The organism is Streptomyces laculatispora (genome assembly GCF_017353455.1).
GTDB classification, from domain to species: Bacteria; Actinomycetota; Actinomycetes; order Streptomycetales; family Streptomycetaceae; genus Streptomyces; species Streptomyces laculatispora.
The window spans coordinates 1-7,070 of record NZ_JAFMPZ010000329.1 but is presented as its reverse complement, the minus strand read 5'-3'; the positions used below and the strand labels follow the sequence as shown (position 1 = coordinate 7,070).

Annotated in this window: 9 protein-coding genes; 5 read left to right on the top strand and 4 right to left on the bottom strand. The window is 72.0% G+C overall.

What is annotated here, in order from left to right:
* The first annotated feature begins 38 nt into the window (after positions 1–38).
* Positions 39–413, top strand: coding sequence for a GntR family transcriptional regulator (locus J1C73_RS17890; RefSeq protein ID WP_123468875.1), 375 nt, complete (start codon positions 39–41; stop codon positions 411–413).
* A 74-nt stretch (positions 414–487) separates the two neighbouring features.
* On the opposite strand, the gene J1C73_RS17885 is transcribed toward J1C73_RS17890, so the two are convergent.
* Entirely contained in the window at positions 488–1,594 is a 1,107-nt protein-coding gene (locus J1C73_RS17885; protein WP_372446700.1) for a DUF5925 domain-containing protein, read from the bottom strand.
* A 208-nt stretch (positions 1,595–1,802) separates the two neighbouring features.
* Between J1C73_RS17885 and J1C73_RS17880 the strand changes: the two genes are divergently transcribed.
* The 3 genes from J1C73_RS17880 to J1C73_RS17870 all read left to right on the top strand — a co-directional run bounded on the left by J1C73_RS17880 (position 1,803) and on the right by J1C73_RS17870 (position 3,941).
* Positions 1,803–2,612, top strand: coding sequence for an SGNH/GDSL hydrolase family protein (locus J1C73_RS17880; protein WP_207317275.1), 810 nt, complete (start codon positions 1,803–1,805; stop codon positions 2,610–2,612).
* A gap of 280 nt (positions 2,613–2,892) precedes the next feature.
* Positions 2,893–3,156 (top strand): hypothetical protein, encoded by a 264-nt coding sequence (locus J1C73_RS17875; RefSeq protein ID WP_207317274.1) that lies wholly within the window; start codon positions 2,893–2,895, stop codon positions 3,154–3,156.
* A gap of 176 nt (positions 3,157–3,332) precedes the next feature.
* Entirely contained in the window at positions 3,333–3,941 is a 609-nt protein-coding gene (locus J1C73_RS17870) for a TetR/AcrR family transcriptional regulator (RefSeq protein ID WP_242644331.1), read from the top strand.
* A 43-nt stretch (positions 3,942–3,984) separates the two neighbouring features.
* Here the strand turns inward: J1C73_RS17870 and J1C73_RS17865 are convergent, their stop codons facing one another.
* The gene (locus J1C73_RS17865) at positions 3,985–4,821 is read right to left on the bottom strand and encodes an ABC transporter permease (RefSeq protein WP_207317273.1); all 837 of its coding nucleotides are present in this window, start codon (positions 4,819–4,821) and stop codon (positions 3,985–3,987) included.
* Positions 4,818–5,795 (bottom strand): ATP-binding cassette domain-containing protein, encoded by a 978-nt coding sequence (locus tag J1C73_RS17860; RefSeq protein ID WP_207317272.1) that lies wholly within the window; start codon positions 5,793–5,795, stop codon positions 4,818–4,820. Before J1C73_RS17860 ends, J1C73_RS17865 begins: the two co-directional genes overlap by 4 nt.
* 63 nt (positions 5,796–5,858) lie before the next feature.
* On the opposite strand from J1C73_RS17860, the gene J1C73_RS17855 reads away from it, so the two are divergent.
* Positions 5,859–6,569 carry a TetR/AcrR family transcriptional regulator gene (locus J1C73_RS17855; protein WP_207317271.1) on the top strand — a complete coding sequence of 237 codons (711 nt, stop codon included), beginning with the start codon at positions 5,859–5,861 and terminating at the stop codon, positions 6,567–6,569.
* A 7-nt stretch (positions 6,570–6,576) separates the two neighbouring features.
* Here the strand turns inward: J1C73_RS17855 and J1C73_RS17850 are convergent.
* On the bottom strand, positions 6,577–7,070 hold a 494-nt coding region (locus J1C73_RS17850; RefSeq protein ID WP_307797715.1), incomplete at its 5' end, for a type ISP restriction/modification enzyme.

Sequence of the window (7,070 nt, the reverse complement as noted above, 5' to 3'; positions counted from 1 at the left end):
GGGGCGACGGCTCCGGGCGGTGGGGGGAGAATCGGGCCGTGACTCTGAAGATCTCCGTTGACCCGGATTCCGGCACCGCCCCGTACGAGCAGCTGCGCACGCAGATCTCCGAACTGGCCCGCTCCGGCGCGCTGCCGGTGGGCTACAGACTTCCGACCGTACGCGGCTTCGCCGAGGAGCTGGGCCTCGCCGCCAACACGGTCGCCAAGGCCTACCGGGCCCTGGAGGCGGACGGGGTGATCGAGACGCGGGGGCGCAACGGGACGTTCGTCGCCGCCGCGGGGGACGCGGCGGACCGCAACGCGGCGTCCGCCGCGCGGGAGTACGCGGAACAGGCCCGGCGGCTGGGGGTCTCCCGCGCGCGGGCGCTCGCGCTGGCGCAGGACGCGGTGCGGGCGGTGTACGCGGGCTGAGGCGAGGGCGGCCCGGTGCGGTGTCTCCATCGCCGGACGGACGTGGAGCTGTGCCGCGCGGGCTCGGCCCGCTCTCAGAGGTACAGGCCCGCGTCCGCGCCCGAGTCCTGCTTGGGGACCGACGCGGGGCCCGTGCCGCGGCGCAGCGCGTACAGCTCCGCCAGGGTCGCGCCCTCGTGGGACACGTCGCGGCTCAGGCCCTCGTCCGTGCCCAGCCAGGCCGCCGACTCCTTGCGGGTCAGCGGGCCCACCTCGATCCGGGCCAGGCAGCGGCCCGGCCTGACGACCGCCGGGTGCAGGCGCTCCAGGTCCTCGTTGGTGGTCACCCCGACGAGGACATTGCGGCCCTGGCCCAGCAGTCCGTCCGTGAGGTTCAGCAGCCGGGACAGCGCCTGGCCGGCCGTGTGCTTGGCCTCGCCCCGGATCAGCTCGTCGCAGTCCTCCAGGAGCAGCAGCCGCCAGCGGCCCTTCGCCGTGCCGTCGTCCTCGCCGATCGCGATGTCCATCAGGTAGCCGACGTCGTTGAAGAGCCGTTCGGGATCGAGTACGCAGTCGACCTGGCACCAGTCCCGCCAGGACCGCGCCAGGGTGCGCAGCGCGGAGGTCTTGCCGGTGCCCGGCGGACCGTGCAGCAGGAGCAGCCGGCCCGCGATGTCGTCCGGGGTGACCTTCATCAGCCGGTCCATGGCATCGGCCACCGGCGCCGTGTAGTTGGTGCGGACCTCGTCCCAGGCGCCCGCCGTGATCTGCCGGGTGGTGCGGCACGGGCCGCGGCGCGGCGACACGTGCCAGAAGCCCATGGTCACGTTCTCGGGCTGCGGATCGGGTTCGTCCCGGGCGCCGTCCGTGGCCTCGCCGAGCACCTTCTGGGCCAGTTCGGGGGTGGTCGCGGTGACCGTGACGTCGGCGCCGCGGTTCCACCGCGAGACGAGCAGCGTCCAGCCCTCGCCCTCGGCGAGCATGGCGCTGCGGTCGTCGTCACGGGCGGCTCGCAGCACCGTGGCGGCCGGGGGCAGCAGCGTCGCCCCGCTCCTGACCCGGTCCAGGGAGGTGCTGTGCGAGTACGACTGCTCGCCCGTCGCGAAGCGGCCGAGGAACAGCGCGTCGACGACGTCGGACGGGGAGTCGCTGTCGTCGACGGTGAGCCGGATCGGCAGAGCGGACTCGGGGTTGGCAGGCATGGCGCCCATGATCCGGCACCGGTGCACCCGGCGCACCCGGGTTTCGCCACCTTTCGCCGTGCCACCCGCGCGCCGGCGTGACGCGCCCTCAGGGGACCGGCGCCCAAAGCTCATCCGATGGACTTGGCATGAACACTTCCGGAATGGCCGTCCCTGCTGCTACCACGTATGTGGCAGAGATCCTGCTGGCCGGTCCAACGGAGGTCCCATGAAAATGTCCAGACTCGTGGCGTTCTCGTCCTCACTGCTGTTCGGTGCCGTCATCGCCCTGACCGGGGCGGCCACCGCGAACGCCGCTCCGTCCGTTCAGGCCGTCGACTATGTCGCCCTCGGCGACTCGTACTCCTCGGGTGTCGGCTCCGGCAGCTACATCAGCTCCAGCGGGGACTGCAAGCGCAGCACCCTCGCCTACCCCTCGCTCTGGGCGGCCGCCCACTCGCCCGCCTCCTTCGCCTTCACCGCCTGCTCCGGGGCCCGCACCGGCGACGTGACAGCCGGTCAGCTCGGACCGCTCAGCTCCTCGACCGACCTCGTCTCCATCTCCATCGGCGGCAACGACGCCGGATTCTCCGATGTCATGACGACCTGCGTCCTCCAGTCGGAGGCCACCTGTCTCAACCGGATCGCCACCGCCCGCAGCTATGTGGACTCCACGCTGCCGGGCAAGCTCGACTCGGTGTACTCGGCGATCAGCGCCAAGGCGCCGTCCGCCCATGTCGTCGTCCTCGGCTACCCGCGCTTCTACAAGATCGGCGGCAGCTGCGTCGTCGGTCTGAGTGACAAGGTGCGCACCGCCATCAACGGTGCGTCCGACTATCTGAACGCCGCCACCGCCAAGCGTGCGGCCGACCACGGCTTCACCTTCGGTGACGTCGCGGGGAAGTTCACCGGGCACGAGATCTGCTCGGGAAGCGCCTGGCTGCACAGCCTCAACTGGCTCGACATCGGTGAGTCGTACCACCCCTTCGCCGCCGGGCAGTCCGGTGGCTATCTGCCGGTCCTCAACTCGGCCGCCTGACACCGGCGCCGACGCCCTTCCGCCATCCGCTTCGGCTCTCCGCCGGGGAGGAGGTCCCGCGGGCAGGGGCCTCCTTCCGGGTACCTTCCGCGGATCGGGCCCGGGGTGTCCGGTCGCTGACGCTCTGTCCAACTCGCCCTGGAATCGGGCAGATTCGGAGAACGGTCGTCAACCTCCGTATGTGTGTGCTCAATCCCGTGCCCGGGATACACGGGTGTCGTCGCGGGGGGATAGGGTTAACCTGCCCGGGCCGGGTGCCCTCGTACGGGTGGGGAGTGACATGGAACAGATAACGGTGCGCAGCAGGCCGCGAGTGCCTGCTATTACCTGCGGGAGCGGTGCGACGAGTTCGCGCCTCGACCGCCATCTCGCGGTGCTGGGCGGCCCTGTCGTCCCGCAGCGCGATTCCGCGGAGGCGACGCTGCTGATGCGTGAGCTGACCTCGCGCGACGCCGCGCACACACGCCGGAGCAAGAGTGCGCGGGTCTCGCTCTTCGCGCCTCTGCGACGACTGCGACGCTCGCTCTTCGGCAGCCGCCACTGATCCGACGGCCCCGGTCCAGGTATCGCGCTGCTGCCCGCTCTTCCGTCATCCCCGGAGCCGGCAGTGGCGCGTCGCCATGTCCGCGTGAGGCCCGTGGTGTGGCTGCGGCGCGTACCGGTTGGCGGTGAAGTGGGTGTCGAGGTAATTCGGTGTCGAAGTACTTCTAGACTGACCGCATGCCCGAGAAGCGAGCCGCGCGTCTGAGTCCCGACGAGCGAAGGGCGCAACTGGTATCGATTGGCGTGGACATGCTTGCCGATTGCTCGCTGGACGAGCTCTCCACCGATGATGTGGCGCGCCGCGCCGGTATCTCCCGGGGGCTGCTCTTCCACTACTTCGATTCCAAGCGGGACTTCTACCGCTGTGTGGTCCGGCGGGAGTGCGACGACTTCGCCGCGGCCACGGAGCCGGACCCCTTGCTGGAGCCCGTCCCCTGGCTGCGGTCGTTCATCGCCGGATTCGCGGCGTACGTCACGGAGCACCGCAAGGTCTATCTCGCTCTGGTCCGCGGCGCCGGCGGCAGCCATCCGGCGGTGGAGGACATCGTCGAGTCCACCCGCGCCACCCTGGCCCGGCGGGTGGAGGAGGGCCAACGGCGGCTCGGGATGCCGGATTCGCCGCGGCTGCTCGTCGCGGCCCGGGCCTGGATGGCCTTCGCGGAGGAGGCCGTCACCAACTGGCCGCCCGACGGACCGGATGCCCTCGCGGAGCTCGGCGCGTTCCTGGAGTCGAGCTTCGTCTCCCTGCTGGGTGCGCTCGACCGGCCGGCCGCGCTGACCGGCTGAGAGGCTGTCGGGTGACCGGCGGCCTCCGCGGCCGTCCGGCCCGTCACTCGCCGCCGCGCGCGTACCGGCGTACGGACAGCGGCACGGCGAGGGCGAGCAGCGCCGCCGACCAGAGCAGCGATCCGGCCACCGGGTGGGCGACCGGCCAGGCGGCGCCGGCGGCCGGTGCGGCGTTGCCGAAGAGATCGCGGGTGGCCGCGGCGACGGCGCTGATCGGGTTCCACTCCGCGAGGGTGCGCAGCCAGCCCGGCAGATTCCCGGTCGGGATGTACGCGCTGGAGAGCAGCGGCAGGACGAACGTGGCGGAGCCCAGCTGGCCGGCCGCCTCCTCGCTGCGGATCAGCAGCCCGAGCCAGCAGCCCACCCACGCGGTGGCGAACCGGAACAGCAGCAGCAGTCCGAACGCCCCCAGCGCGGCGACCGGGCCGCCCTCGATCCGCCAGCCCACCGCGAGCCCGGCCAGGATCAGCGGGATCATGCCGACGGCCGTGGTCAGCAGGTCGGCCGCGGTCTGCCCGAACGGCACGGCGGACCGGCTCATCGGCAGGGTGCGGAACCGGTCCATCACGCCCCGATGGCAGTCCTGCGCGGACTGGAACATCCCGGTCATGATGCCGTTCGCCGCGGTCGCCGCCAGCAGGCCCGGCACCAGGAAGGCCCGGTACTCCTGGCCCGGCACGGCCAGGGCGCTGCCGAAGACGTACCCGAAGAACAGCAGCATCGTGATCGGCATGGTCTGGGTCAGGATCAGTACGCCCGGGGCCGCCTTGATCCGTTGCAGGTGGCGGCCCAGTACGGCCAGTCCGTCCGCGACCGGTGTGCTCGCGTTCCCGGTGGTGCCCGCGAGGGGCCGCTCCGCCACGAGTGTGTTGCCGCTCATGCCGCCATCTCCTTCGCCGGTGGGACGGTGCGGCCGGTGTCACGGCCGGTCAGGCGCAGGAAGACCTCGTCCAGGGTGGGCGGCCGCAGACTCGCGTCGATCACCGCCGCGCCCGCCGCGTCCAGTTCGCGGACGATCCGGGGGAGCGTGAGCGTGGGGTCGGAGGCGACGACGCCCACCGTGCGGCGCTCGTGGTCCAGGACCGGTTCGGCGCCCGTCAGCCGGTCCAGGACGGCTGCGGCCGCGGCGAGTGCCGAGGGATGGCCGACGACCACCTCGGCATAGCTGCCGATCTGCGCCTTCAGCTCGGCCGGGGTGCCTCGGTGGGCCGCCCGGCCGCTGTCGACGAGCACGATGTCGTCGGCCAGCTGATCGGCCTCCTCCAGATACTGCGTGGTGAGCAGGACGGTGGTGCCGGCGCCCGCCAGCTCCCGTACCGCTGTCCAGATCTGATTGCGGCTGTGCGGGTCGAGCCCGGTGGTCGGCTCGTCCAGGAACAGCACGTGCGGCCGGGCCAGCAGGCTGGCGGCGAGGTCCAGCCGGCGGCGCATCCCGCCGGAGTAGGTGCGGGCCGGACGGTCGGCCGCGTCGGCCAGCTCGAAGCGTTCCAGGAGGTCGTCGGTCCGGCTCCGGACGGCCTCGCCCCGGAACTTGAGCAGTTTGGCGAAGAGCCGCAGGTTCTGCCGGCCGGACAGCTCGCCGTCGACCGAGGCGCTCTGCCCCGTGACGCCGATCGCCGCCCGGACCGCACCGGCTTCGCGCACCACGTCGTGACCGGCGATCCGGGCGCTGCCCCCGTCGGGCGCGGTCAGCGTGGTGAGCACCCGGACAGCGGTGGTCTTGCCGGCGCCGTTGGGCCCCAGCACCCCGCAGACGGTGCCTTCGGCCACGGCCAGATCGAGGCCGCGCAGTGCGTGCACCTCGCCGTAGCGCTTTTCCAGACCTTCACTAAGTACGGCGTACGTAGTTGTCATGGTGCAACCGTAGCGCACTACGTACGGTGTACGTAACTACCATGGTGGTCGAGGTGATGATCAATGGTGGGTCGACCCGCTGTACCCGAAGTGATCTGGGCGCGCCCGGAGCGGGCCGGCCGCGGGCCCAGGCCCGCGTATCGCCGTGCGGACATCGCGGCAGCCGCCGTGCGCATCGCGGACGCGGAGGGCCTTGACGCGGTGTCGATGCGGAAGGTGGCCGCCGAGCTGGGCTGCGGCACGATGTCGCTGTACAACTACGTGCCCCGCAAGGAGGACCTGCACGAGCTGATGCTCGACGCGGTCAGCGCCGGTTACGACTACCCGGAGCCCTCCGGCGACTGGCGCGCCGATATCCTCGCCCTCGCCCGTCAGGCCCGGGAGATGATGCACCGCCACACCTGGGTGCCCCGGCTGATGTCACCCGTGTACGGATTCAGCCCGAACGTCCTGCGCTATCTGGAATACGCGCTGAGCTGCCTGGACGGGATCGACGCACGGTTCGGCGAGAAGATGGAACTCATCGCCATGGTCAACGGCGTGGTCACCACCTACACCGCCAACGAGATCGCCACGGCGGAGCGCAGCCGTTCGCTGCCCTGGACCGAGGAACAGGAGCAGGCCGCCCGCACCGGCTATCTGATCAGCCAGATCTCGACCGGGAAGTATCCGCGGATGGCGGCGGGATTCGCCGAGGACCCCGGGCCGATCGATCTGGACGGGGTCTTCGAGCGGGCGCTCGCCCGGGTGCTGGACTCGTTCGGCCGCGGGTAGCCACGCGTCACAGCAGCGCGAACTGGCCGTCCGGGCCCTCCTCCTGGTGGTCGAGCACGGACGCGGGCCGCCGTGCCGCGGCCGCCACCGGCAGCACCCCCGCCGCCCGCAGCTCATCCGTGCCGATCTGCGGGCCGTGCGCCAGTTCGTCCTGCCGGGGCCGCAGTTCGGCGAGCAGGGCGAGCAGCGTGATCAGTTCCAGCAGCTCGGACGTCCACTCCTGCGGCCAGCGGCGGGGCCGTACGGCCTCCAGGCCCCTCGCCCCGGCCGCCGCCGTACGCCGCTCGAACCACAGGTCCAGCATCCGTACGCCGCCCACCCGGAACTCCCACGCCCCGGCAGGAACCGGCGAGAGGCGGCCCGTGCCGAGGGTCAGCGCCTCTTCCCCGGAGTCGTACGACAGGGCCGACGGGGCGGGAGGCACCGCTGCCCGCACATAGGGGCGGCGCCCGCCCGGCAGCCGCGGCCGTTCCCCGCCGCGGGCCCCGCGCAGCTGGAGCC